The 24210-nt window shown below is 68.1% G+C and carries 18 protein-coding genes and 1 pseudogene; 11 read left to right on the top strand and 8 right to left on the bottom strand.

Features of this window, described 5'->3' with window-relative positions; all coding sequences use genetic code 11:
• Positions 1-20: 20 nt before the first annotated feature.
• Positions 21-602, bottom strand: coding sequence for a class IV adenylate cyclase (locus ACSP50_RS17980; protein WP_014690665.1), 582 nt, complete (start codon positions 600-602; stop codon positions 21-23).
• Positions 599-2011 (bottom strand): hypothetical protein, encoded by a 1413-nt coding sequence (locus ACSP50_RS17975; RefSeq protein WP_014690664.1) that lies wholly within the window; start codon positions 2009-2011, stop codon positions 599-601. Before ACSP50_RS17975 ends, ACSP50_RS17980 begins: the two co-directional genes overlap by 4 nt.
• Positions 2012-2146: 135 nt before the next feature.
• Between ACSP50_RS17975 and ACSP50_RS45065 the strand changes: the two are divergent.
• The 3 genes and pseudogenes from ACSP50_RS45065 to ACSP50_RS17965 all read left to right on the top strand — a co-directional run.
• A pseudogene (locus tag ACSP50_RS45065) lies at positions 2147-2440 on the top strand (multiprotein-bridging factor 1 family protein); the annotation flags it as partial.
• A gap of 177 nt (positions 2441-2617) precedes the next feature.
• Entirely contained in the window at positions 2618-3637 is a 1020-nt protein-coding gene (locus tag ACSP50_RS17970) for a hypothetical protein (RefSeq protein ID WP_043514559.1), read from the top strand.
• Between the two features lie 230 nt (positions 3638-3867).
• On the top strand, positions 3868-4773 hold the full coding sequence (locus ACSP50_RS17965) for a hypothetical protein (RefSeq protein ID WP_014690662.1): 906 nt from the start codon (positions 3868-3870) through the stop codon (positions 4771-4773).
• 294 nt (positions 4774-5067) lie between these two features.
• On the opposite strand, the gene ACSP50_RS17960 is transcribed toward ACSP50_RS17965, so the two are convergent.
• Positions 5068-5652 carry an SGNH/GDSL hydrolase family protein gene (locus tag ACSP50_RS17960; RefSeq protein ID WP_052311619.1) on the bottom strand — a complete coding sequence of 195 codons (585 nt, stop codon included), beginning with the start codon at positions 5650-5652 and terminating at the stop codon, positions 5068-5070.
• 38 nt (positions 5653-5690) lie between these two features.
• On the opposite strand from ACSP50_RS17960, the gene ACSP50_RS17955 reads away from it, so the two are divergent.
• Together ACSP50_RS17955 and ACSP50_RS17950 are read left to right on the top strand one after the other, a co-directional pair.
• Positions 5691-6287 carry a cadmium resistance transporter gene (locus tag ACSP50_RS17955; RefSeq protein WP_231956963.1) on the top strand — a complete coding sequence of 199 codons (597 nt, stop codon included), beginning with the start codon at positions 5691-5693 and terminating at the stop codon, positions 6285-6287.
• Between the two features lie 762 nt (positions 6288-7049).
• A complete protein-coding gene (locus ACSP50_RS17950; RefSeq protein ID WP_014690659.1) occupies positions 7050-7853 on the top strand; it encodes a carbon-nitrogen hydrolase family protein in 804 nt (267 codons plus the stop codon).
• Positions 7854-7929: 76 nt separating this feature from the next.
• Here the strand turns inward: ACSP50_RS17950 and ACSP50_RS17945 are convergent, their stop codons facing one another.
• Complete coding sequence (locus ACSP50_RS17945; protein ID WP_052311618.1) at positions 7930-8328, bottom strand: helix-turn-helix domain-containing protein; 399 nt, start codon at positions 8326-8328, stop codon at positions 7930-7932.
• 127 nt (positions 8329-8455) lie between these two features.
• Here ACSP50_RS17945 and ACSP50_RS17940 point away from each other — a divergent pair, with 127 nt between their 5' ends.
• Positions 8456-9580, top strand: a complete 1125-nt coding sequence (locus ACSP50_RS17940) for an SDR family oxidoreductase (protein WP_014690657.1) — start codon at positions 8456-8458, stop codon at positions 9578-9580.
• On the opposite strand, the gene ACSP50_RS17935 is transcribed toward ACSP50_RS17940, so the two are convergent.
• Positions 9495-10559 (bottom strand): RICIN domain-containing protein, encoded by a 1065-nt coding sequence (locus tag ACSP50_RS17935; RefSeq protein WP_014690656.1) that lies wholly within the window; start codon positions 10557-10559, stop codon positions 9495-9497. The two genes, ACSP50_RS17940 and ACSP50_RS17935, sit on opposite strands and share 86 nt — an antisense overlap.
• A complete protein-coding gene (locus ACSP50_RS17930) occupies positions 10556-12913 on the bottom strand; it encodes a ricin-type beta-trefoil lectin domain protein (protein ID WP_014690655.1) in 2358 nt (785 codons plus the stop codon). Before ACSP50_RS17930 ends, ACSP50_RS17935 begins: the two co-directional genes overlap by 4 nt.
• A 241-nt stretch (positions 12914-13154) precedes the next feature.
• Between ACSP50_RS17930 and ACSP50_RS17925 the strand changes: the two genes are divergently transcribed.
• Genes ACSP50_RS17925 through ACSP50_RS17915 form a run of 3 tightly spaced genes read left to right on the top strand, consistent with a single transcriptional unit; the run spans position 13155 to position 16278 of the window.
• Positions 13155-14456 carry an ABC transporter substrate-binding protein gene (locus ACSP50_RS17925; protein ID WP_014690654.1) on the top strand — a complete coding sequence of 434 codons (1302 nt, stop codon included), beginning with the start codon at positions 13155-13157 and terminating at the stop codon, positions 14454-14456.
• Entirely contained in the window at positions 14456-15436 is a 981-nt protein-coding gene (locus ACSP50_RS17920) for a carbohydrate ABC transporter permease (RefSeq protein WP_014690653.1), read from the top strand. The genes ACSP50_RS17925 and ACSP50_RS17920 overlap by 1 nt, the downstream gene beginning before the upstream one ends.
• Complete coding sequence (locus ACSP50_RS17915) at positions 15433-16278, top strand: carbohydrate ABC transporter permease (RefSeq protein WP_014690652.1); 846 nt, start codon at positions 15433-15435, stop codon at positions 16276-16278. Before ACSP50_RS17920 ends, ACSP50_RS17915 begins: the two co-directional genes overlap by 4 nt.
• A gap of 234 nt (positions 16279-16512) precedes the next feature.
• Here ACSP50_RS17915 and ACSP50_RS17910 read toward each other — a convergent pair whose 3' ends face one another.
• Positions 16513-18687: an alpha-amylase family glycosyl hydrolase gene (locus ACSP50_RS17910; protein WP_014690651.1), complete on the bottom strand. Its 2175-nt coding sequence runs from the start codon at positions 18685-18687 to the stop codon at positions 16513-16515.
• 325 nt (positions 18688-19012) lie between these two features.
• Between ACSP50_RS17910 and ACSP50_RS17905 the strand changes: the two genes are divergently transcribed.
• Positions 19013-22114, top strand: coding sequence for an alpha-amylase family glycosyl hydrolase (locus ACSP50_RS17905; protein ID WP_014690650.1), 3102 nt, complete (start codon positions 19013-19015; stop codon positions 22112-22114).
• A 92-nt stretch (positions 22115-22206) separates the two neighbouring features.
• Here ACSP50_RS17905 and rfbA read toward each other — a convergent pair whose 3' ends face one another.
• On the bottom strand, positions 22207-23118 hold the full coding sequence (gene rfbA / locus ACSP50_RS17900) for a glucose-1-phosphate thymidylyltransferase RfbA (protein ID WP_043514542.1): 912 nt from the start codon (positions 23116-23118) through the stop codon (positions 22207-22209).
• 82 nt (positions 23119-23200) lie between these two features.
• Here rfbA and rfbB point away from each other — a divergent pair, with 82 nt between their 5' ends.
• Positions 23201-24163: a dTDP-glucose 4,6-dehydratase gene (gene rfbB / locus ACSP50_RS17895; protein WP_014690648.1), complete on the top strand. Its 963-nt coding sequence runs from the start codon at positions 23201-23203 to the stop codon at positions 24161-24163.
• Positions 24164-24210: the final 47 nt, after the last annotated feature.

Below are 24210 nucleotides of genomic sequence, written 5' to 3'. Positions count from 1 at the left end.
TTTCAGGACTGGGTGAGGCCTCATTCTGCAGTCGCGGCACGTTCCTGCTGAAGCACCAGATCGCGGTAGGGCAGGTTCACCACCGCGTGGTCGACGAGTCCCAGTCGTCGTTCCACCTGACCGAGCAGCCTCGCGGCGGCGTCCTCGTCGACGGCCATGACCTCGGTCTCGACGAAGCTTCCCACGCCGGCCAGGCGATCGACGGTGACCGTCACGCTGTCATGTTCAGGATTTCGGAACGCCGTGCGGGTCTTCTCCACCCGGCACAGCCGGACCATGCCCAGTGCAGTCATCAACTCGTCGGCCGCGATGGCCTGCTCCGGCCCGGAAAGGAGCACGTTGGTCTCCCGTTTGGCGATCACGCCCGATGCTGAGCGCGTGCGACCGGTCGACGCGGGCTTGTAGGTGATCTCAGCGAATCCGTCACGTTGCCGGACTCTGAGGCATTCAACGGTGACCAGGAAGTCGACGTCAGGCCGGCTGTAGTAGGTGTCGACTTCGACGCTGGTGGCCGCCTCGTGGTAGCCCTGCACCCTCAGCCGTCCCGTCAGGGCGGCGACGTCGGTCAGTGCCCGTTTGCGTTCGACCTCGATCAGGCTCATGAGGCGGTGCCGCCGTCCGTGGTGATGACCGTGTAGATGCGAGCCAGGCTCGGTTTACTGCACCGCTCGGCCAGCACACCGAGACCGTTGCGCAGGGTGTCTGTGTCGTTGCGCGGCACGTTACAGAACAGCACCAGCTGTTTGGCGTCTCGTAGCGGGTTGGCGAGTTGCCTCGCGAGGAACCGATTGTAGTAGTGCCGGTCGACGCGGCCGACGTCGCCGGCCACGATGGGCATCAGCACGGTGTCGCGGTCAGCCTCGGTCGAATGCACGACGAACGCCGTGAGTAACTGGTCGGCAGTCAGGTACGCATACGTCTCGCGGCCTTCGCGGAGCAGCCACGCCTCCCAAGCTGTCCGGCAGGCGGCATCACCGGTGACGGCGTTCAGGAAAGCCAGGAGCGCCACTTCGGTGACGGAGTCGAAGATGTCACTGTCGATGGTGTGGTGGTCGAGGTAGGGCTCGCTCATCGCGGCCAGCATCATCGACTGCGGCTGGGGAAGCCAGTTCACCTCGCCGCCCATACGGAAGTGCACCCGTTTGTGGCCGGCGTGCAGGTCGACCCAGTCGTCTGCCTGGTCGCCGTCGAGCACGGGGGTGAAACCGAGCAGGCCGGAACGCCACACGTGGTCGCGGAAGGTGAGGTAGTGGCGTTGGATCTCCCGGAACAGTCCGACGGGTGCGCTGATCACCGCGCAGGTCCGTGGGTCGAGGTCGCCCAGCGGCACCATCCGCGAGTTCTGGCGAGCCACCACCTCGTCGTCGGCGCGGTGGTACGGGTGGGTGCTCTCAGCCAGGTACCGGGGTGTGAACAGCCGCAGGAAGGTCAGCCAGGTCGGAGAGTGGTAGGTCTGGGTCGCGCGTTCATACAGGCTGGGCGCGTCGACGGCGTACACGTCGCGGTAGGCGAAGAACCCGCCGGGGGTCAGAACTTGCGGCAGGGTACGGATCATGGCGTGCAGCCCGGCGTAGCCGGTGCCGTAGGAGTACACCTCGTGCAGCAGCGCGGAGGCTGAGATGACGTCGACCGGTTCCGGTAGCAGCGTGTTGAGGTCTTGCGCGAGCCCATGCCGTAATTCGCAGTGCCCGATCCGTTTGAAGTCGTCGATCGCGTCCGTCAAGGATTGCGAACGTACGCCAGGCGCCTCGATCAAGGTCAGGGACACCTGCCGATCGGGCTTCGCGGTCTGGGCGAGCTTGCTGGCCAGATAGGCGACTGCGGCGCCGCCGCCCGGACCGAGCTCGACGGCTCGGGGCGCTCGGCGCTGTACGCGCTGCAGAGCGCGGTGCATCAGCTTGCCTTTCTCCGCGCCGTGAGTGTTGGCGGCGACGTCCAGATACGCGGTGCTCGTCTTGGCATCGCGGGCGAAGTTGGGCCTGTCGGCCAGTCCGGCGGTTGTTACCGGCATCGAATCTTCTCCTTGTCGGCGGAAAGGTTCGGCTCTCCCCGTGATGTGGGAGGTTCGATCGCCTCGTCTCGTCCGTCCGGAGGCTTGATCACGGACAGCGACAAGACACGGTGATGTCCTGATTGACGCCCAGCCATGTCGGCGGGGGAAGGGTTTTGTCTATCGGCGGCAATTGGTTTGCAGTCGTCGACAACCTGGTGCCGGCGCAGCACACTGTCGGTAACTGCGGCTGGGGCGGGTGGAACCGGCATGGAAATGAGCAGCGCGTTCTGGAGCTCGGCGCGGATACAGGCCGCGGTGGCCGCGGATGACGTCGGTACGGTGATCCGACTGGCACGTCGCCGGGCGGATCTGAACCAGACCCAACTCGGAGCACTGTGTGGCTACTCGGTGTCCACGATCTCCCGAATCGAGCGAGGGCAGCCGCCGAGCCAGGACGTTAACGTCCGGCGCCGAGTCGCTGGAGTCCTGCGTATTCCACTGGAGCTACTCGGTCTTGCCCGGCCGGCTGGCGGGACAGCCATGGCGTTCACCCGCGTGGAGAGCAGTGCAATCGGCCCAGGCGGGGTTAGTGTCGGTGCGACCATAGCTGGAAGGGGCGATCCGGTGCGACGACGTGATGTCTTGTCGGGCTTGACCGCGAGCGCTGCCGCGGCCGCGCTGCCTCACCCTGACCGGCGGGCCACGCCTGTAGCCAACCTCGCGGACCTGCTCAGCGCGGAAACGATGAGCACGGCGCCGATGAAGCGGGAGATCCTCACCCAGCGGTTGGCATCGGCACGTCGATTGTTCAGCACCAGCCGATACGACGAACTGACCGGCGATCTGGTCGCCCTGATCGCGGGCGCCGCTGCAACGCGCCGCGACGGCGCGTCCGCTGTTCGAGAGGCCGCCACGGTCATCCTGGCCGCGGGATACCGGCTCGCTTCCGAGCTGGCGGTGAAGCGCAACGACGACGCTCTGGGTTGGGTCCTGGCGGACCGGGCGCTGACCGCCGCACGTGCCAGCGGGCTGCCGGCGCCGGTGGCGCACGCAAGCCGATCCGTCGCTGTCGCGATGCGGCGCGCCGGACACCACGATGACGCGATCGCTCTGCTGATGACCAGCGCCCAGCAGCTCCGACTCGGTCCGCAGCCCCGGGACTTGGAGCTGGCCACGTACGGCTCGCTGCTGTGTACGGCCGCCTACGCCAGCGCCCAGGCAGGTCGGCGCGGTGAAGCCGAAACCCTGCTCAGCGAGGCGAGTGCCGCAGCGGCACGCCTGGGCGCCGCGGTCTACGCCGGTGAACTCGTTTTCAGCGTCACCAACGTGGCCGTCTACCAGATCGGCGTCTTCACCGCCCTGGGTGACAGCGCTACGGCTCTGCACCATGCGAGCACCGTTGAGGTCGCGACGTTGGAAACAGCGGAGCGGTACGCACGCTATTGCATGGATACGGCCCGCGCGTGGGAACAGCAGGGACGTCACGACCGCGCCACGCAAGCGCTGTGCGCCGCCGAGACCCGTGCCCCGCAGGAACTGCGGCGTCCCTCATCGCACGAATTGATCACGCGGTTGTTGTATGCACCGGTGGTAATGCCGAGTGGCCTGCGCAGCCTCGCCGCGAGGGTAGGAGCGATCCGCTGACCCTGGGGCAGCTTCGACCGTGCAAGACCCGACGGCCGGGCTGATGATCGGCAAGGCGGAGTTCGATCGGCAGGCCGGTCTGGTCAGGCAGGCCTGGCGTCGCCGGCGGGTCGGTGTTTCCTGAGGCGGGTTTTCCGGGCGGCGCCGTCCCGTTAGATCCGTGGTTCTGCCCATTCGCGGGGACGCGTTTCTCCCTACCGTCGAGGATGTTCCCGACACCTGGAGAAGCGATGAAACCCTATCTGTCCGCGACGAAGCGCGGGCTCGCCGCCGCGACGGCCACCGTGATCGCCGGCACGCTGGCGCTGGCGTCGACCGCCGCGCCGGCGCTCGCCTCACCCGGCCCGACCGGGGTGCAGTACGCATATCTGAACATGTACCCGGCCGTCCCGCCCACCAGCACCAATCCGCTGGTCAGCGTCAGGCAGACGGTCACCTGCCCGGCCGGCACCAAGCTGGTCGGCAGCGGTGGCGGTGGCGGCCCCTACCTCGGTGCGATATCGCCGTCCGACGACGCGGCCACCGTCGACGGCCAGGTGGTGTTCGATAACGGTGACCATGTCGTCGGCGAGCTCGTGTGCAGCCCCGCCGCCCAGTTCGCCAACGTGACCACGCTGATGGTCACCGACAACCGGGTCCGGCCGAACACCATCAGACAGACGTTCGCGAAATGCCCGGTCGACCGGTACGCGATCGGCGGTGGCGGCGGCTTCAACGGCGCGACCTATCTGGGTGGCACCTCGATCTTCAGCAACGGGCCGACGCCGGACGGCAGGAGCTGGGAACTGGTCGGCATGCCGCCGGCCGGCGCCAGCAAGCTGCGGATGTTCGTCAAGTGCGCCCCGAAGACCGGGCAGGATCTGCTGATCACCGCGACCAGCCTGGTCGCGCAGACCTCCAGCTTGCAGCCGCTGTCCGGGCGCGCGTACTGCCCGGCGGGCTATCTGGCCGTGGCCGGCGGCTACCACGTGGCCAACCCGGACGGTTCCTCGTTCCTCGGCGGCGTCCAGCCGCCGATCATGACCTGGTCGGTGCCGGTTCCACCGACGACGGTCGGCAACGACTCGAACTGGTACGCGTCGGGCGACCTGCCGACCAAGACGAGACTGATCATCAGCGCCCAATGCGTCAAATAGCCGGGGCGCTTCCCGCATGACGCTGGAACCCGCCGGCGCCGGGACCCAGGTACCCGGTGCCGGCGGACCGCACGACCGAGAAGATCCGCACCGGGGGGCGCCCGATGCGTACGCGAATAATCATGTTGGTCTTGTTGGTGGTCGCCGGAGCGGGACTGTTCCGGGCCGGGCGGGTGACCGCGCCGACGTTGACCCTGGAACGCCCAGCCGGAAACGCCGATCGGCCGCCGGCACCGGGTTCTTCCGTGCCCGGACGGCCGCACCGTCGCGACGGGGGCCGTCCGGGACTGCTGATCAGCGCAGCGTCAGGGCGCGGCAGGCCGGCAGGATCGCGTCGGCGAGGGCTCGGTGGCCGTCGTCGTTGGGGTGGGTGTGGTCGTCGCAGAGCAGTTTCTCGTCGCCGTCGACGGTGCGCCGGAAGGCGTCGACGTAGGTCAGCCCGAGGCGCTCCGCGGTGCCGGCGACCCAGTTGTTGATCAGGGTGGCGCGCTCGGAGAGTTCGGCGACCGGATAGTAGGTGACGACGAGGATCGGCCGGCCGGGAAGTTCGTCGCGCAGGCGGGTCAGGTCGCGGTCGATGGCGGCGCGGACCTCGTCGGCGTGCTCGGGGAGCATGCGGATGTCGTTGGCGGCCAGGCACACGATGACGGCGTCCGGGTCGAGACGGATGGCGGCGTCGAGCAGTGTCGTGTCGGTGGCCGACGGCAGGTAGCGGTCGTCGCCGCCGCGCGGGCCGCGGCGGCGGAAGTAGCCCATGCCGTTGATCGACAGGTTCACCTCGCGCCAGCCGAGCTCGTCGCTGACCAGGCTGGACCAGCGGGCGCGCGGGTGTGTCGTGCCGCGCCAGCCGGTGACGATCGAGTCGCCGTAGAAGACCACAGTGGGATGGTTCGAAGCATGCTGCGAGGTGACCACGCGTGAGGTTATCCGGTGGTGCGGGCGGCGGTCAGGGCGGGCAGCCGGCCGAAAGCGCGGACCTGGACGACGACGCCTGCCGCCGCTCACGATCGCGGCATGGGATGCTGTGGCATCGGCATCCCGGCGGGACGATCATGAACCTGAGCATCATCGGACAGGCCGCGGGCCTGTTCGCGGTCACCAACATCGACGACATCCTGATCCTGGCCCTGTTCTCCGCCCAGGGCGCCGGCCACCGGCACACCACCCGCAACATCCTCGCCGGCCAGTACCTCGGCTTCGCCGGCATCCTCGCCGTCGCCGTGGCGGCCGCGGTCGGCGCCACACTCCTGCCCGAGCGGGCCGTGCCCTATCTCGGTCTGGTCCCGCTGGCGCTGGGCATCAGAGCCGCCGTCCAAGCCTGGCGGCACCGCAACGACAACGGCGACGACCGGACCGAAGCGACCGGCGACGCTCCCGGCATCGCCGCCCTCGCCGCCGTCACGTTCGCCAACGGCGGTGACAACATCGGCGTCTACGTGCCGGTCTTCGCCACCGCGGGAGTCGGCGCGATGACCGTCTACGTGGTCGTCTTCCTGCTCCTGGTCGCCGTGTAGGTCGCCGCCGGGCGGTTCTTCGCCGCCCGCCCGATCGTCGCCGAGGCGCTCAGCAACTGGGGACACGTCCTGCTGCCCATCGTCCTGGTCGGCATCGGCCTGCTCATCCTCATCGAGGGCGGCGCATTCGGTCGGTGACCCCGGACTGCGCGGCGGGGGTCTGCGAGGAGTGATCACCCCGTTCTCCGGGGGCGCCGGTGTCGAAGTTCGAGGTTGTCTGCACGAATGACCGAGTTTCTCTGCACCTCGGCAGCCAGCTTCTGTTCGAGCGGGTACCGCTTGATGCCGAAGTGTCACACCCAGCGGCGATGATCTTCACATGGATACCTACGCCGACCTACTACAACGACTTGCGGAACGCGCTCACAACGAACACCGTGACCTTCGCGCACCGGGTTCGGCCCGGACTGTCAACTTCTGCCGTTGGTCGGTACACCCGGGGAGGCATCCGCCGTGTCCCGTTACCTAACCGCTAGAACGGAAGGTGAAGGAACTGACTGGGCATGGCCGCAGGGAGTTCTTCCGATCCTCGACTGGGGTTGCGCGATGTACGCCTGCGTCGACTGCCGCAGCGTCGACGGCACGGTTCTCCTGTTCGAACCGAACCCAGGCGATCTAGACGAGGCCTGGTACGTAGACTCATCGTCCTTGGCGGTGATCGCGTCCTGAAGCGCGGCCATGTCAGCCGGACACCTCAATGGATATCGCGTTCGATCCGTCCTGGCGTACGGATCCAAGATCGATGACGATGGTCCGGTGCAAATGTCCGTCATGATCGCCCAAGTCCCCGCCGTCTGGAACGTCGACACCAACCTGAGCACCGTGCGAGATGTTCTCGACGAGGCGCATCGCGGCGATGTCGTCGTTCTGCCAGAGGGGATGTTGTCGGGCTACGACGAAGACCTGACTCCGCTGGACGCACTGGATCCCACAGCGGTCCATCACGCCGTCGCGCAGGTGGCGCGGCTGGCAGTGGACAAGCAGGTGCACGTCTTCTGCGGATCGCTGCTGCCGCAACCTGACGGATGGTGCAACGCCGGTCTGTTCTTCCCAGCGGACGGCGGTCGTCATCAGATCTACCGGAAGATCAACCTGGCAATGAACGAACGCGGCCGGCTTCACCCGGGCGATCAGCTGCCGAACGTCGACATTCCGCTGCCTGGCGGGCCCGTCACCGTGGGAATGCAGCTGTGCCGCGAGATCCGTTTCCCGGAGCAGTGGCAGTACCTTGCGACCACTGGCGCCCGGTTGTTCGTCTACCTCACCAACGCCGCCAACACCCGCGAGCCTGAAGGCGTCTGGCGGAGCCACCTGATCAGCCGCGCTGCCGAGAACCAGCGCTTCCTGGTATCCGCCAACATCGCCCACCCCGACCGGCACTGCCCCAGCATGATCGTGTCTCCGCGCGGCGAGGTCATCGGTGAACTGCCCGCCGGGCAGCACGGAGTTCTCCGGCAGGTGATCGGCCTGGACGAAGCGGGGAGCTGGTATCTCGGACAGCGACGACAGGATGTCCTGTCACTCGACTACCACGGAAGCCCGCTCCGGCCGGAACAGCGCTCATAGCCCGGGAGCAGAGCCGACCCCGGTGCGCAGAGGAGTGCGGTCAGCTGTGCAGACGGCCGCGGAACCGCACAGCCCGCTATCCTCCGGTGCGTTCGTCGTACCTCTTGCGGGCGTCGACAACCTCCTCGATGTGCTGCGTCGACCACTCGGTGAGTGCCTTCAGGGGACCGCGCAGGGTCTGGCCGAGCGGCGTCAGCTCGTACTCCACCCGGATCGGCGCTTCCGGATACACCGTCCGCAGGATCAGCCCGTCGCGTTCGAGCGTGCGCAGCGTCTGGGTGAGCATCTTCTCGCTGATCCCCCCGAGCTGCTGCCGCAGCTGCGTGAACCGGCGCGCCCCCTGCCTGCCGAGCTCGCCCATCACCAGGACGGCCCATTTGCTGCCGATCTGGTCGAGCAGGTCACGCGACGGGCAGCCCCGCGTATACGGGTCCCACGATGATGTGGACTCGCCCACTTCCCGGATCGTCGCCACCAATCTCACCTGGATCCTTTCACCCGGGTAGGCACCTTACCCGAAAGTTCGCCCTTACCAAAGGAGAGCGACCAGGTCATCGTGGTTTCACGTCGCGGAGGGCCCGCGGCAGGAAGGTGCCACCGCCATGTCGATCGTTGTCACTGCAGCCTCCGGACGTCTGGGCCGGCTCACCGTCGAAGCGCTGCTGACCCGTGGGGTGCCGGCCTCCGAGATCGTCGCGACCAGCCGTGACATCAGCAGGATCAAGGACTTCGCCGACCGCGGTGTCGAGGTCCGCCGGGCCGACTTCGCGGAGTCCGGCAGCCTCCCCGCCGCCTTCGCGGGGGTGGACAAGCTTCTGCTGATCTCCACCACGACCCCGAGCGAGCGCGTCGCCCACCACCGCCGCGCCATCGACGCCGCGGTGGTGGCGGGCGCGTCGCTGGTCGCGTTCACGAGCATGCTGCACGCGGACACGTCCACCGCCAGTCTTTCGACCACCCACCGGGCCACCGAGGAGTACCTGCGCGAGCGCCTCCCCAGCGTGATGCTGCGCAACGGCTGGTACCTGGAGAACTACACCGACCAGCTCCCTCAGGTACTGCAGGGCGGAGCGCTCGTCGGGGCCGTCGGCCGGGGCAGGATCAGCGCGGCGACCCGAGCCGACTACGCCGACGCCGCCGCGGTCGTGCTGACCACCGACGGCCACGACGGCAGGGCGTACGAGTTGGGCGGCGATGAGGCCGTCACCCTCACGCAGCTGGCCGCGGCGATCTCGGCCGCGACGGGCAGGCGGATCGGCTACACCGATCTGCCGGTCGACGCGTTCGCCCGGGTGCTGGTCGGCGCGGGCGTGCCCACCGAGCTGGCGCAGGTCCTTGCGGACGCCGACCGCGCCATGAGCCACGACGAGATGTTCACCGACTCCGGCGACCTGCGGCGCCTGATCGGACGGCCGACGACGACTCCGGCGGAGGCGATCGCCGCCGCACTCCGCGGACCGGGCGGCGCTGCGCTGCCTCCTCCCGTGATTGATCCCGGCCGGATGACGGGCGATCTGCCGCACGCCCGCACCGGTCGCAGCATGCTGCGACCGGTCTTGTCCCGGCCCGGCCGGCGAGCGCCGGGCCGATCACTTCCCGCGCCCGGAACCCCGGAGATCACGACCGGGGTCACGGGGCCGGTCAGCGGGCGGACCACACCTGGTTGGCGCCCCGGTTGCAGTCCCACAGTTGGACGATCGTGCCGTTCGCGGTGCCGTTGGCGTTGAGGTCGACGCAGCGGCCGGAGGGCACGCCGACGATGGTGCCGTCGGGGTGGAAGGTGAAGTGCTGGTTGGCGCCGCCGTGGCAGGGCCAGATGATCAGCCTGGTGCCGTTCGCGGTGCCGGCGCCGGTCGCGTCCAGGCAGTCGGCGCCGTTGCGGAGTTCGCCGGCGGCGGTGCGGACCCACTGCTGGTTGGCCGCGCCGTGGCAGTCCCAGAGGGAGACCGTGGTGCCGACGTCCAGGCAGCGTCTCGACTGCGGGTTGGACAGCAGCACGGTCGCCCCGACCGGCGGGGTGGTGAGGGTGGTCAGGCTGCCGGGCACCGATTGCAGGGCGGCGTACCAGCGGGCGGCCATCCTGTCGTAGCCGGCGGCGTTCGGGTGCACGCCGTCGGCCAGGTCGGCGGTGGTGAGTGCGGAGTGCTGGTCGACCAGGTGGGTGAGCGGGCCCTTCTGGGCGACGATGCCGGGCAGGGCCGCGTTGAAGGTCTGGGTCTTCTGCTCGTTCGCCGCGTTGGCGGTCGGGATGATCTGCGCGACGAACAGCTGCACCTGCGGCGCGTTGACGCGGATCTTGTCGATCAGGGCGGAGAGCCGGGCCGGGGCGTTGGCGACGTCGTAGTTCTGGCCGATGTCGTTCGTGCCGATGTGCAGCAGGATGGTACGCGGGTCGGCCTGCTGGATCCAGCCGACGATGGCGGCGTCGAGCTGGTCGATGCGCCAGCCGGGGTGGCCCTCGTGGTCGTGGTCGCCGAGGCCGGCCGGGCCGTTGGAGCCGGAGCCGACGAGGTCGGTGAGGTGGCCGTCGGCGGCCAGGCGCTGCCACAGTCCGATGCGGTAGCCGCCGGGCACGTTGTAGCCGTCGGTGATGGAGTCGCCCAGTGGCATCACCCGGACGCCGCCGTTGGATTCCGCCGCCTGCGCCGGGGCGGCGAGCGCCAGGCCGAGAATGCCGATCGACAGCAGGGCCGCGAGACGTTTCATGACCGGCTCCACTTCTGGTTGTCGCCGCCGTTGCAGGTCCAGATTTCGAGCAGGGTGCCGTTGGCCGTGCCGTGGCCGGTGGCGTCCAGGCATTTGCCGGAGCCGATTCCGACGATCGTGCCGTCGGCGTTGAGCGTCCACTGCTGGTTGGTTCCGCCGTGGCAATCCCAGATCTGCACCTTGGCGCCGTCCGCGGTTCCTCCGGCGTTGACGTCCAGGCACTTCGACCCGTACACCAGCAATTGTTTCTGATCTGTCAGGGTGAAGTTCTGATTGCTGCCGCCGTTGCAGTCCCAGAGGGCGAGCTGGGTGCCGTTGGTCTGGCTGGCGCCGGGCACGTCGGCACAGCGGCCGGATTCGACGCCACGCAGCGTGTTGAGGGCCGGGCCGCTGTTGGGGGTGACGCTGAGGTTGTCGAACTGGTCGGTCTGGTAGCCGACGACGCCGACGCCGGCCTGCCCCGCGCCGTACGCATAGTCGGTGACGGTGCCCACCGTGGTGTTGTCGATGGCGGCGGTGATCTGGCCGCCGGAGAATCCGAGTCGTAGATTGTGCCAGCTGTTCAGGCCCAGCGCGGCGCGGGTGCCGGAGACGAGCGTCGTGTCCGTGTCGGCATTGGTGTGTTTGACGATCGACCAGCCGCCGTTGTCGGTGACGCGCAGCTGATAGGCGGCCTGCCGGTTCTGCGGACGGTTCTGGATGTTGGCCCGGCCCAGCAGCGTGACGGTGCCGGCCTGCTGCATGTTCACGTCGAGGCTGACCGTGTAATTGGTCCAGCCGGTGTCGCCGAAAAGGGTGAAGGCGTCGCTGTCGTCCTGCCAATTGATCGGCCGCAGCGGCGCGACCTGCTGCAGGCACGTCCCGCCGCGCCCGGCCGAGCAGGCCCGGGTTTCGAACGACCCCTGCATGTCCTCGCTGTAGTGGGGCAGCTTACGGACCGCATATCCGTCGAAATTGTCGCTGTACGGCAGGGCCAGACCATGCGGAGCCGGACCCGCCGCGGTGCCTTTCCCCTGCCCGGTGGTCGTGGTGACGGTATAGATCCGATTCGGCTGCAGATTGAGGGTGTACGTCGCGCCGACCGGCGTGATGTCGGCCTGCCGGACGAACCAGTCGGCGGAATTCGACGAGCCCATGTCGGTCGACCACACGTGAACGGTGCCGGTGCTGAGCCCACCGGAGACGGTGACGTTCACGGTTTGCGCCGCGGTGCTGCCACTGGTCTCGTAGATGGTGCTGTAGTCGGTGTTGTTCGTCGATTTGAGCGTCACATAGCTGCCGTTGGCCCGGTTCCCGCCCAGGTATCCGCTGGCCGAACTGTTGAGATAGTGCCAGCCGGGCTGGGTGAACTGGGCGTAATGCGCGTTCGCCCACAGATTCCGGCCCACCCGATAGGCCCCCGACCACGGTGAGCCGGCATCCATCAGGCCCACCGTGGCGAACGGCAGATTGGGGGTGATGGCCGCGATCAGCGGCCAGTTCATGTATCCGCTGATCTCCGCGTCGAGGTAACCCCGGTTGACGGTACGGATGTACGGCACCACGCCCGCGTTGTCGTCCTGGGAGCCGAATTCGCTGGCCCACAGTGGTTTCCCGCTGGAGCGCGCGTTGCCCGTGGTGCTGCACGAGTCGGCCTGGGACAGATAGCCGCAGACGTAGTGGTTGCCGAGCACGCCGACCGCGTTTTTCAACGTGGGGTCGGCGGCGAACTCGTCGGCCATCCCCCAGCCGCTGTCGTCGCCGACGATCTGCACCGCGGAGTATCCGGCGTTGTCGAGCCCGGTCCGCAGGTTCTTGTACCAGGTGCTGTCGTGGCCGCGTTCGTTCCAGCCGCCCAGGTAGCTGATCGTCAGGCCGTACTGTCTGGCGCAGTTGAGCCAGGAGACGTCGTAATTGATCATGTCCGTGGACCAGAAGGAACCGCCGCCGATCCAGCCGGGCGCGGCCCACGGCAGGGCGACCAGCCGGATCCCGGGGTTGCGGGCGACCGCCTGCTCGCCGAGCCAGAATTCGTAGCCGGCGTTGCAGTTGATGTCGCCGCGTACGTGCTGGTGGCTGGGCTCGGAGCCGTCGGTGGAGTTGGCGTCGCCGCCGATCTCCAGTTTGAGCAGCTGGACCGCGGCGCCGTAGCCCGGCTTGAACAGGTAGTCGAGGATCTGCCCGCGCTGCGGTTCCGGGTAGTCGATGAGCAGCCGGGAGTTGCCGCCGCCACCGCTGATCGCGCCGACGCCGTCGAAGGCGCGGCCGACGATGCCGCCGTTGAGGGCGACGGTGGTGGCCGCGGCGGCCGGGGCGGGTGCGGCGAGGGTGCCGATGGCGGCCGCGGTGACCGCGACCATGAGCAAGTGACGCATGTGCCACTCCCCTGCGTGTGATTACGCGCGACAATGTCGGATCTTGGGTCAACGCATCCGTCAGCGTCGATGTCCCTGTAAGGCATGAACTATCCCTGGCCATCCCCGCAACCAGCGAGCCACGATCTTTCCGCAATCAGGCAGTAACAATCGGATGTCTTGACATCGACCGTCCGACAGAGTTCGATGACGGCCAGTCACGTTGGACTGTGTGCGTTTCCGCTAGCTCGGAGGGCGACCCATGACACGTTTCGACTCCGCCGGCCTGACCCGGCGGTCCCTGATAGGACTCACCGGCGCCGCCGCGACCGCCACCCTGCTCGCCGCCTGCGGCAGTGACGACAAGAGCGGGACGACCAGCGTCAGCGACGGCAACGGGCCGATCACGTTCGGCTCCAACTACTCCGACGAGGCGCCCAAGGCGGCCTTCGCGTCGCTGATGCAGCAGGCGACCACCAGCACCACCGTCCCGGTCACGGTCAACACCACGGACCACAACACGTTCCAGAACAACATCAGCAATTACCTGCAGGGCACCCCGGACTCGCTGGCCACCTGGTTCGCCGGGTACCGCCTGCAGTTCTTCGCCGCGCAGGGGCTGCTCACCCCGATCGACGACGTCTGGGACAAGATCGGCGGCACCTTCAACGACGCCGCGAAAAGCCTCTCCAAAGGACTCGACGGCCACTACTACCTGGTGCCGCTCTACAACTACCCGTGGGTCGTCTTCTACAACAAGAGCGTTTTCCAGTCCAAGGGGTACGAGGTCCCGGCCAGCTGGGAGGCGTTCATCGCGCTGGCCCGGAAGATGCAGTCGGACGGACTGGTCCCGCTGGCCTTCGCCGACAAGGACGGCTGGCCGGCGCTGGGCACCTTCGACATCCTCAACCTGCGGATCAACGGCTACGACTACCACATCAAGCTGATGAAGCACGAGGTGCCGTGGACCGACCCCGGGGTCACCAAGGTCTTCGACCAGTGGCGGGAACTGGCCGCGTACCAGCAGAAGGGCGCCAACGGCCGGACCTGGCAGGACGCCGCCAAAGCTCTGGAGAACAAGCAGGCCGGGATGATGTTCCAGGGCTCCAACCAGGTGGCCGCCAACTACAGCGCGAAGAACCTTCCCGACCTGGACTTCTTCGTCTTCCCGGCGATCAACCCGCAGTACGGCACCGACTACATGGACGCACCCACCGACGGCTTCATCCTGCCGAAGAAGGGGAAGAACGCCGCCGCGGCCAAGAAGGTCCTGCAATACATCGGCACCGCCGAGGCCGAGGCCGCGTTCCTCAAGACCGACCACTGGGACGTCGGCCTGGCCAACGGGCTGATCGCACCCACCTACAACGACATCCAGAAGAAGTCGGTCGCCGAGATCGGCAAATGCAAGAGCGTCTCGCAGTTCATGGACCGCGACACCGTGCCCGACATGGCCAACGCGATGATCAAGCTGATCCAGCAGTTCATCGACCAGCCGACCCCGGAGACGATCGCGACCGTTCAGAAGAGCGCTGAGGACCAGGCGAAGACGATTTTCCGCTGATGACCCCGACCATTCGACCGGCGCCGGCCGCCCGCCGGCGCCGCCGCACGCTCACCCGCCGCGACGTCGCGGTCGCCGCCGCCATGCTCGGCGTGCCGCTACTGCTCGACCTCGCCTTCATCTGGTTCCCGGCGCTCGCCTCCGTGCTGCTGTCCTTCACCAAATGGACCGGGATCGGCTCGATCCGGATGCGGTCCTGCGCGGATTTCCCGTCCGCGCCCGGCATCCCGCAACCGGGTTGCCTGAACGGCGTCGACAATTATCGCCAGGCGTTCACCAATTATCCGGACTTCTGGCCGGCGGTCCGGCACAACGCCATCTGGCTCGTGGTCTTCATCCTCCTCGCGACGCCGCTGGGCATGCTGTTCGCGGTGGTGATCGACCGCGGGGTGCGGGGCAGCCGGTTCTACCAGAGCGTGCTGTTCCTGCCGGTGATGCTGTCGCTCGCGCTGATCGGCATCATCTGGGAGCTCATCTACTCCCCCAACTTCGGGCTGATCAACACGGTGCTCGGGCACAACCACAACGACAACCTGATCGACTGGCTCGGCAATCCCCGGCTCAACCTCTGGGCGCTGCTCGTCGAGGCGAGCTGGCGGCAGGCCCCGTACGTGATGGTGCTGTATCTGGCGGGTTTGAAAGCGGTCGATCCGGCGCTGCGCGAGGCGGCGATCGTGGACGGCGCGAACGCGTGGCAGACATTCTGGCGGGTCGTCTTCCCGGCGATGCGACCGATCAACATCGTGGTGCTGGTCGTGACGGTCATCGAGTCGTTGCGGGCCTTCGACCTGGTCTACATCACCAGCAACGGCAATCCGCTGCGCGGCCTCGAACTGCTGTCCGTGGCGGTCACCCAGAACATCGTCGGGGAAACCCAGCGGATCGGCTTCGGCTCCACGCTGGGCGTGGTGCTGCTGGTCATCTCGCTGGTGCCGATCTCCCTTTTCCTGTGGCAGGCATTCCGGCGGGAGGAACGGTGAAACGTACCGGATCGCAGCTCTTCCTGCTGGTCATGGCGGTGTTGTGGCTGATGCCGATCGTTTTCGCGCTGTACGTCGCGTTACGACCGATCGAAGAGACCAATCAGTCAGGGTACGTGTCACTGCCGCACCAGATGACCCTGTCCAACTTCGCGCATGCGTGGACCCGATCCGGCATGTGGCGATTCTTTCTCAATTCCGTCTATGTCACCGTGCCGGCCGTGCTGATCACCCTGTTGCTGGCCTCCATGGCGGCGTACGTGTTGTCCCGCCTCGGTTTCCGGTTCAACATTCCGCTGCTGATCCTGTTCACCGCCGGCAACCTGCTCCCCCAGCAGGTCATCATCACCCCGCTGTACCGCATCTACCTGGCCGTCCACCTGCCGTCCTGGCTGAGTGGAAGCGGCCTGCTGTACAACTCGTACGCCGGCCTGATTTTGATCAACGTCTCGTTCCAGCTGGGCTTCTGCGTCTTCGTCCTGTCGAATTACATGAAGACCCTGCCCCCCGCCATCGACGAGGCGGCCCTGATCGACGGCGCCACGCTGTGGTCGCGTTACTGGCGCCTGACGATGCCCCTGTGCCGCCCGGCCCTGGCCGCCCTGGCCACCCTGCTCACCACGTGGATCTACAACGACTTCTTCTGGGCCATCACCCTGATCTCCACGGGTGACCGCCGCCCGATCACCTCCGCCCTGGCCAACCTGCAGGGCCAGTTCGTCTCGAACCAGAACCTGATCGCCGCCGCGGCCCTGATCGCCGCCATCCCCACCCTGGTGGTCTACCTGCTCCTGCAGAAGCAGTTCATCGCCGGCCTCTCCCTCGGCTCCACCAAGGGGTGATCTGGTAACCGTCGGCGCTGGTGGAGAAGCCGGGCGAGGCGTCCGGGGACGCCCTGAAGGTGAGATACTCGCCGACGGCGGACCGTCGGCGCTGGGCCAGACCAGCCGTTCAGCCCCCGGTGTGCGCAGCCCTCGATCTGCGCACGCCGGGGCCGGCGCCCACCGTCCCGGCCGTTCCACCGCCCGGCCCGGTGCGGCGGGCCCGGTCACGGCCGGGCCCTCCGCACGGTGGCGTCAGCGCTGCCAGGTGAGCGTGGTCGTGCCGGTGCCGCCGGCCGGGACGGTGTACCGGTGGTTGGCACCACCCTCCCAGGTCACCGTGCCGTCGGCCGCGACCTTGACGAACTTGAACTCGACCGGCGCCCCGGCCGGCAGGTCGGCGACGAGGACGCCCCGGGACTCGTTCGGCACCCGCAGCAGCTGTCCCGCGGTCTGGTCCGGGCTGGTCGACCAGTGCCCCAACTCGGCGACGTCACCGGTCAGGTAGAGCGACTCCCCGGGCGCGGTGGCCGGCGGGTTCTGAACGGTGAACTGCACCGGGACCGGTTTTCCGGTACGGGTGGTGATCGGGTACCCGTTGCTGGTGCCGGAGCCGTTGCCGACGGTCACCTGGACGGCCCCGGTGGGAACGCCGACCGGGACGGTGGCGGTGATACGGTCCGCCGTCCACTGCTGGACGGTCGCGGGGACTCCGCCGATCGCGACGGTTCCGCCGGAGCCGAAGCCGGTGCCCTCGACGGTGACGGTGGCGCCGGCCCGGGTCACGACCGGCCCGACCCCGCCGATCCGGGGCTCGGTGTCCACCGGCGCCCGGTACGACCAGACGGCGACCTGCCCGGCACCCAGCACCGGCGCGACGGTCGACCGGTCGGTGCCGTCGCCGTCCTCGACGGTCAGGTCGGAGCCGCCGAAGGTGCCGCCGAGCACGTCGCGATAGGTGCCGGCCGGCAGCGCGGTGCGCAGCCCGTCGAGCCGGTACTCGTGCGAGCCCTTGTTGATGGCGGTCAGCAGCACGTTGTCGCCGAACCGGCGCTCGTAGACGTACACGTCGTCGTTGATCCACCGCTGCTGGTGGTCCCCGTAGGCCACCGCGGGGTTCGACCGGCGCAGGTCGGAGAGGGCGCGGATCTCCCGGTAGGCGACCGTGTCGGTGTCGAAACTGGCCATCGGGGGCCGGTTGTACGGGTCCTTGCCCTTGTTGCTGCCCTCACCGGTGTCGTTGTGCAGGTACTGCTCGGTGCCGTAGAACAGGCACGGCGTACCCCGGGTGGTGAGCAGGAAGGCGAGCGCCCGGTGCAGGGCCGCCGGATCGCTGTTGAGCGTCCCGAAGCGCCGGGTGTCCTGGTTGTCCAGGAACGTGATCAGATCCTGCTCGTAGAGGTAGTCCCGGTTGGTCTTGGTGATCGCCGCGTCCAGGGACTTCATCGAGCCGGCGCCGGCGAAGGTGTCGCGGATCGAGCGGTTGGTGTAGAAGTCCATGGCCGCGATGCCGCTGGTGTTGGCGAACTTGACCTGGTCGGCGTAGAGCGGATCGGACTGGTCGCCCATGTACCACTCGCCGAAGATGGCCGCGCTCTTGTGCGAGGTGACCGCGTCGGCGAAGGACCGCTGCCAGCTCAGCGGCATGTGCTTGACGGCGTCGACCCGGATGCCGTCGACCCCGCGGTCCATCCAGTAGTTGGCGTCGTCCTTGAGCAGCTGGTCGACCCGCGGGTTCTGCTGGTCGAGGTCGGCGATGTCGGCCAGGCTGTAGTACTGGTCCTGGTAGCGATCGTTGAAGTCGCCGATCGCCGGGCCGTGGTGGAAGTGCCCGGCACTGTCCGCCCCGTACCTGCCGACCAGCTGCCCATCGTCGTAGAGGGCGCCGTCCTCGGCCTGGTTCGGCGGGTTGGTGCCGTTCGGCGTCCAGTCCATGATCACTTTGATGTTGCTGGCGTGCGCCGCCGACACCAGCGCGTCGAACTCCTCGTCGGTGCCGAAGTGCTCTTCGAGCCGCTTGAAGTCGCGCGGCCAGTAGCCGTGGTAACCGGTGGCGCCGTTCGCCGGAACGTTGATGTTGTCGACGTGCGGCGAGATCCAGATCGCGCCGACGCCCAGGTTCTTGAGGTACTCCATCCGCTGGGTGATGCCGGCGAAGTCACCTCCCATGTATTTGAGCCACTCCTGCCGGTCGTTCAGCTTGGTCTTGTCGGCGAACATGCCGGGCACGTTGCCCGGATTGTTGTTCGCCGGGTTCCCGTCGCTGAACCGGTCGGTGGCGATCTGGTAGCAGAGGTCCTGCTTGAGACTGGCCGGGTTACCGGCGTACGGCACCACGGCCGAAGCCCCGGCGGCATGAGCCGGCAGTGACGGCGGCAGCAGCGAAACGGCTACCGCCGCGGCGATGGCATGCCTGGCGTGACGTTGCACGAGCTTCTCCTTGTGAAGGGATGACGAGGAAGGGCAGGGCCCGGAGACCGCTGCAAGAACTTGCAGAAGACGTCATTCAGATGCGCATACAGTGATGGATGCATCACCGCCACTTCAACCCTAAGCTTGCGCAGAGCTTTAAGTACATCGACCTCAGACCATGCGCAATTGCCGTTGAGCTGCAGTTTTAACTACCTGATCGCGATCTATGATCTGGGCTACAGCGTGCCGTCCCGGTTCTGAAACTTCTTGCTAAAACAGCAAGTTCTTGCGGGCACGTCTCCCGCCGGGCTAGCGTCCCAGCGATCGCGAGAGAGGGTCCACGATGGATGAAAGACTGAAATCTCATATCGTCCGGGCGCTGCTGCCCGTGCTGGTGGGGGCCGCCGGTGGCCTGCCGGCTCCGCGGGCCGCGCAGGCCGAATCGCCGCCGGACCGGCCGTCCCACGCCGAGCAGCTCTACCTGGTGATGCCCGACCGGTTCGCCAACGGCGACACCGGCAACGATCAGGGCGGGCTGACCGGAGACCGGCTCACCACCGGGTACGACCCCACCGACGCCGGCTTCTACCACGGCGGCGACATCCAGGGCGTGATCGACAAACTGGACTACATCCAGGGGCTCGGTACCACGGCGATCTGGCTGACGCCGATCTTCAAGAACAAGCCGGTGCAGGGTACGGGTCCGAACGCGTCCGCCGGCTACCACGGCTACTGGATCACCGACTTCACCCAGGTCGACCCGCACTTCGGGACCAACGAGGACCTCAAGCGGCTGGTCGGCCTCGCCCACCGGCGCGGCATGAAGATCTACCTCGACATCGTGGTGAACCACACCGCCGACGTGATCAAGAACGCCGAGGGCACCGCCTACGCCGACAAGGGAACCGCGCCCTACCGCGACACCGCGGGTCGTCCCTTCGAGGACCGCAACTACGCCGACGGGACACACGGCTTCCCCAAGGTCGACGAGAAGTCGTTCCCCCACCGGCCGTTCTTCGAGAAGCCGTCCGACGCCACCGCCAAGGCACCCGCCTGGCTCAACGACCCGACCATGTACCACAACCGGGGCGAGACCACCTTCGGCGGGGAGAACGCCGAATACGGCGACTTCACCGGCGGCCTCGACGATCTGTGGACCGAGCGGCCCGAGGTGCTGCACGGGCTGACCGACATCTACGCCGGCTGGATCCGGCGGTTCGGCGTCGACGGCTACCGGCTGGACACCCTCAAAGCCACCGACCTGGCGTTCTGGCGGCCTTTCGCCGAGGGCGTGGGCAAGGCCGCGGACAAGGCGGGCAAGCGTGACTTCTTCCTCTTCGGTGAGGCCTGGAGCAAGGACCAGGAAGTCACCTCGACGTTCGTCCGCCGGGGCGGCCTGCCCGCGACCCTCGACTTCCCGTTCCAGGGCGCGGCCCAGAGCTACGTCACCGGCAAGGCACCGGCCAGCAGCCTGGCCGGCCTGTACGCGAAGGACGACCTCTACACCGCCGCCGGGACCGACGCCGGCCGGCTGCCCACCTTCCTCGGCAACCACGACATGGGCCGGATCGCCACTCTGATCAAGGCCGGCTCCGATCCGAACGGGCTGCGCCGGCTCGAACTGGCGAACGAGCTGATGTTCCTCACCCGCGGCCAGCCGGTGGTCTACTCCGGCGACGAGCAGGGCTTCACCGGCGCCCTCGGCGACAAGGGCTCGCGCCAGGACATGTTCGCCAGCCGGACACCGGACTACCTGGACGACCGCCTGATCGGCACCGACAAGACCCACGCGAGCGACAACCACGACACCGGGCACCCGCTCTACCGCACCATCGCCGAGCTGGGCGCGCTGCGCAAGGCCCACCCGGCACTGCGTGACGGTGAGCAGATCACCCGGTACGCCGCCGACCGCGCCGGGGTCTTCGCCGCCTCCCGCATCGACCGCGACCAGCGTGCCGAGTATGTGATCGCGGTGAACAACGCGACCACCGCGCAGACCGTCACCTTCGACACCTACACCCCGGGCTCCGGCTTCCAGCCTCTCTACGGCACCGGCGAGACGGCGGCCACCGGTGCCGACGGCCGGCTCACCATCACCGTGCCGGCGCTGTCGGCGGTGGCCTATCGGGCCGAGAAACCGATCCCCGCGGCGGACGGCGCCCCCGCCGTGACGATCACCGCACCCGCGGCCGGGACCCTCGTGCCGGGCCGCACCGAACTGACCGCCGCCGTCACCGGCGACCCGCTGTCCACCGTCACCTTCTCCGCCCGCGCCGGTAACGGGCCGTGGCAGCCGATCGGCACGGCCGGACGGGCCCCGTACCGGGTGTTCCACGACCTGACCGGACTGGCCGGCGGCGCCGAGGTGCAGTACCGGGCGGTCGCCCGGGACGGCCGAGGCCGTACCGCCACCACCACCAGCCGGATCCGGGTCGGCACCGTGCGGGCCGAGGCGGGCTACGCCGTCGTGCACTATCAGCGTCCCGCCGGCGACTACGACGGCTGGCGCCTGCACGCCACCGGCGACGTCGACGCGGCCGCGCTCGACCCGCAGGGAGAGCCGTTCACCGGGACGGACGCCTACGGGCGCTTCGCCTGGGTCAAACTGCGGCCCGGCGCCACGAAGGTCACCTTCACCGTGAGTGACGCCAACGGTGTCAAGGACGTCGACGCCGACCGCTCGCTCAATCCCCAGCAGACACCCGGGATCTGGCTGCACCAGGGCGACCCGGCCATCTCCTACCAGGGTCCGGCGCCCGCACCCGCGCCGAACACCGCGATCCTGCACTACCGGCGTCCAGCCGGCGATTACACCGGCTGGGGCCTGCACCTGTGGGACGGTGCGGCCACCCCCACCGCCGACTGGGGCGCGCCGCTGCTGCCGGAGTCGTTCGACAGCTTCGGTGCGGTCTTCCGGATCCCGCTGGCGGCCGGGGCCACCGGTCTCAGCTACATCATGCACGCCGGCGAGGCCAAGGATCTGCCGACCGACCAGCGGCTGGAGTTCGCCGACGCGGGCCGGGAGGTCTGGGTGCAGGCGGGCGTCCAGGAACGGCTGCTGCCGTCGGTGGTGAAACCGGCGAAACTCGATCTGACCAGGGCCGACGCGGTGCGGGTGGACCGGGACACGATCGCCTGGCAGACCGGTACGCCCGACACGCTGGAACCGGCCGGGGCAGCCACCGACGGGCGCGTCTACGACCTCGTGCACGCCCCGAACGGTGGGCTGCGCCTGGTCGACGGTGACCTCGCCGGCGACTATCGCAGCATCCGGCTGACCGCGCAGCGCGACGGCCTCACCGAGAAGCAGCGGCGGCAGGCACCGGAACTGTGGCAGTACCCGGCGTTCCAGGCGGCGGCCGCCCTGCCCTCCGGTGACGGACAGTTCTATGTGACTGAGCGGGATGCGCAAGGCCGGCTCATGTCGGTGACCGGAGTCCGCTGACCGGCGCTGCGGCGACCACGGACCGGGCCGGTTCCTCGCCTCGCGGGGGGCCGGCCCTTCGCCGCCCGGGCCGGTCACCCTCCGCGGGCCGCTCACCCGGCGGCGGCGGTCAAGGCCGGCCACTGCGGGGTACGGCTGAGCCCGTCGCCGGTCAGAGCCAGCAGGTACTGTCCGTAGCCGCTGCTCATCAACGGCTCGGCGAGGGCACGCAGCTGCGCGGTGTCGAGGAAACCGGCCCGCCAGGCCGCCTCCTCCACACAGCCGATCTTGATGCCCTGGCCCTCGTCGATGGCGCGCACGTAGTCGACCGCGCGCATGCAGTCGGCCAGGGTGCCGGTGTCGAGCCAGACCGCGCCCCGACCCAGCAGCGTCACCGAGAGTGCGCCGCGCCGCAGGTAGGCCTGGTTGACCTCGGTGATCTCCAGCTCCCCGCGGGCGCTGGGCCGCAGCGACCGGGCCGTCTCGACCACATCGGCGTCGTAGAGGTAGAAGCCGGGAACCGCGTACGGCGAGCGGGGACGGACCGGTTTCTCCTCGATGGACAGCACCCGCCCGGCGGCGTCGAACTCGACCACCCCGTAGGCCGACGGGTCGGCCACCGCCACTCCGAAGACGTGCCCACCGGCCGTCTCGCGTGCCCGCTGCACGCAGGGGCGGAAGTCCACCCCGTGCAGCAGGTTGTCGCCGAGCATGAGCGCCACCGGCCCACCGGCCAGGAACTCCTCGCCGATGAGGAAGGCCTCGGCGATGCCCCCGGGGCGCTGCTGCACGGCGAACTCCAGACGCAGGCCCCACTGCGAGCCGTCACCCAGCAACCGCTGGAACTGGGCGGCCTCGGTCTCGGTCGTGATGACCAGGATCTCCCGGATCCCGCAGCTGACGAGCGTGGCCAGCGGATAGTAGATCATCGGTTTGTCATAGACCGGCATCAGTTGTTTGGAAACCGCCCAGGTCACCGGTCGAAGCCGTGAGCCGGTTCCCCCGGCCAGCAATATTCCGCGCACGTGACCGACCATATCAGCAAGCCCCGTAAATGGCTCGGCCGAACATCGGGCACCCATTGGCGGCATTGCTACAATCCCGGCGATGAAAATCTTGGTCACCGGCGGAGCCGGCTTTATCGGGTCCCATTTTGTAACTTCCCTGATCAGTGGCGACATTGCCACACCACAACCCGTGACGCAGGTTACGGTCGTCGACAAACTGGGTTACGGAGGCAATCTCAGAAATCTCGCCGAAGCGTCGGCGGACCCTCGTTTCAGCTTCGTTCGGGGCGACATCTGTGACGAAGGTCTAATCGAGGGGCTGATGGCGCGGCACGACACCGTGGCGCACTTCGCCGCCGAGACCCACGTCGACCGCTCGGTGGTCGCCTCCGGCCCCTTCGTGGCCAGCAACCTGGTCGGCACTCAGGTGCTACTGGACGCCGCGCTACGCCACCATATCGGCCGCTTCCTGCATGTTTCCACCGACGAGGTGTACGGGTCGATCGACACCGGCTCGTGGGCCGAGGGCCATCCGCTGGCGCCCAACTCGCCGTACGCCGCGAGCAAAGCCGGGTCCGACCTCCTCGCTCTGGCCTACCACCAGACGCACGGGATGGACGTCGTGGTGACCCGCTGCTCGAACAACTACGGGCCCCGGCAATTCCCGGAGAAAATGATTCCGCTGTTCGTCACCAGGCTGCTCGACGGGCTCGACGTACCGGTCTACGGCGACGGCCGCAACATCCGCGACTGGCTCCACGTCAGCGACCATTGCCGCGGTCTCGCCCTGGCCCTGGGTGCCGGCCGGGCAGGCGAGGTCTATCACATCGGCGGTGGGTGGGAGGCGACGAATCTCGAATTGACCGAGATCCTCCTCGAGGCGTGCGGCGCCCCGGCTTCGCGCATATCTTTCGTGACCGATCGCAAAGGTCACGACCGGCGCTATTCTCTCGACTATTCGAAAATCGCCGGGGAACTCGGTTACCGGCCGCGGGTCGATTTCACCGACGGCATCGCGGAAACGGTCGCGTGGTATCGCGCCAACCGTTCCTGGTGGACCTGACGGCAACCGGTGGGCGGACGGACGCCGGTCGCTTCCGGCGATCGGCG

This window comes from Actinoplanes sp. SE50/110 (genome assembly GCF_900119315.1).
Classification (GTDB): domain Bacteria; phylum Actinomycetota; class Actinomycetes; order Mycobacteriales; family Micromonosporaceae; genus Actinoplanes.
Note: the sequence above shows the minus strand (reverse complement) of the source record. Positions and strands in the feature narration are given on the sequence as shown.

Excerpts from the sequence above, each read along its gene's own strand:
- ACSP50_RS17980 (WP_014690665.1), bottom strand. The coding sequence starts at position 602 with ATGAGCCTGATCGAGGTCGAACGCAAACGGGCACTGACCGACGTCGCC.
- ACSP50_RS17975 (WP_014690664.1), bottom strand. The coding sequence starts at position 2,011 with ATGCCGGTAACAACCGCCGGACTGGCCGACAGGCCCAACTTCGCCCGC.
- ACSP50_RS17965 (WP_014690662.1), top strand. The coding sequence starts at position 3,868 with ATGAAACCCTATCTGTCCGCGACGAAGCGCGGGCTCGCCGCCGCGACG.
- ACSP50_RS17950 (WP_014690659.1), top strand. The coding sequence starts at position 7,050 with ATGTCCGTCATGATCGCCCAAGTCCCCGCCGTCTGGAACGTCGACACC.
- ACSP50_RS17940 (WP_014690657.1), top strand. The coding sequence starts at position 8,456 with ATGTCGATCGTTGTCACTGCAGCCTCCGGACGTCTGGGCCGGCTCACC.
- ACSP50_RS17935 (WP_014690656.1), bottom strand. The coding sequence starts at position 10,559 with ATGAAACGTCTCGCGGCCCTGCTGTCGATCGGCATTCTCGGCCTGGCG.
- ACSP50_RS17930 (WP_014690655.1), bottom strand. The coding sequence starts at position 12,913 with ATGCGTCACTTGCTCATGGTCGCGGTCACCGCGGCCGCCATCGGCACC.
- ACSP50_RS17925 (WP_014690654.1), top strand. The coding sequence starts at position 13,155 with ATGACACGTTTCGACTCCGCCGGCCTGACCCGGCGGTCCCTGATAGGA.
- ACSP50_RS17920 (WP_014690653.1), top strand. The coding sequence starts at position 14,456 with ATGACCCCGACCATTCGACCGGCGCCGGCCGCCCGCCGGCGCCGCCGC.
- ACSP50_RS17905 (WP_014690650.1), top strand. The coding sequence starts at position 19,013 with ATGGATGAAAGACTGAAATCTCATATCGTCCGGGCGCTGCTGCCCGTG.
- rfbB (WP_014690648.1), top strand. The coding sequence starts at position 23,201 with ATGAAAATCTTGGTCACCGGCGGAGCCGGCTTTATCGGGTCCCATTTT.